The sequence below is a fragment of the Streptomyces sp. NPDC042638 genome (assembly GCF_040647235.1).
Classification (GTDB): domain Bacteria; phylum Actinomycetota; class Actinomycetes; order Streptomycetales; family Streptomycetaceae; genus Streptomyces; species Streptomyces rameus.
In genome coordinates, this window is sequence record NZ_JBEZBT010000158.1 from 1 (window position 1) to 1,136 (window position 1,136).

Consider the following 1,136-nt stretch of genomic DNA (forward strand, 5'->3'; position numbering starts at 1 on the left):
CCGGGAGTGGCCCGACACCGGCCGGCCACGCCGCGCTGGTGTGTCGTCCTTCGGTGTCAGTGGGACGAATGCGCACCTGATCCTGGAGCAGGCCCCGCAGGAGCAGCCCGCAGTGCCGGAGCCTGTCGGGCCTGGACTGGCGGGGACCGATGTGGGTGTGGTGCCGCTGGTGGTGTCGGCGAGGAGTGCCGGGTCCCTGGCGGGCCAGGCCGAGCGGTTGACGTCCTTTGTGGAGTCGAGTGAGGTGTCACTGCCGCACGTGGCGGGTGCGTTGGTCGCTCAGCGGGCGATGTTGTCCGAGCGTGCGGTGATCGTGGCCGCCTCCGGGCAGGAGGCGCTGGCGGGGCTTGGTGCGCTGGCGCGGGGCGAGTCTCATCCCGGTGTGGTCACTGGCAGCGTGTCGGCTCTGGGCAGGGCCGGAAAGGTCGTGTTCGTCTTTCCGGGTCAGGGTTCGCAGTGGGCCGGCATGGGTCGCGAACTCCTCGATTCCTCGCCGGTGTTCGCGGAGCGGATCGCTGAGTGCGCGGCGGCGTTGAAGCCTTGGGTGGACTGGTCGCTGGTGGATGTGCTGCGAGGGGATGCTCCGGCCGATCTCCTGGAGCGCGTGGATGTGCTGCAGCCTGCGAGCTTCGCTGTGATGATCGGCCTTGCCGCCGTCTGGTCGTCGGTCGGTGTGGTGCCGGATGCGGTGGTCGGTCATTCGCAGGGTGAGATCGCGGCCGCGTGTGTGGCGGGTGTGTTGTCGCTTGAGGACGCGGCCCGGGTGGTGGCGGTACGCAGTCAGGTCATCGCGGGCAGTCTGGCGGGCCGGGGTGGTATGGCGTCGGTGGCGCTGTCCGAGACTGAAGTGGCGGAGCGTATCGAGCGATGGGCCGACCGGGTGGAGGTGGCCGCGGTCAACAGTCCCACGTCGGTGGTGATCGCCGGTGATGCCGAAGCCCTCGACGAAGCTCTCGATGTCCTTGCCGCGGAGGGCGTGCGGGTGCGCCGGGTGGCGGTGGATTACGCCTCCCACACCCGGCATGTCGAAGCGGTCGAAGACGTACTGACAACCGCCTTCGCCGATATCCGTGCCCAAGCCCCGCTGGTTCCTTTCTACTCGACGGTGACGGGGGAGTGGGTGCGGGAGGCGGGTG

General features: G+C 69.5%; 1 protein-coding gene. It reads left to right on the top strand.

Features of this window, described 5'->3' with window-relative positions:
• Positions 1–40: 40 nt before the first annotated feature.
• Positions 41–1,136 (top strand): acyltransferase domain-containing protein (locus tag AB0B40_RS38220; protein ID WP_362268251.1); only part of this gene is annotated, 1,096 nt, incomplete at its 3' end.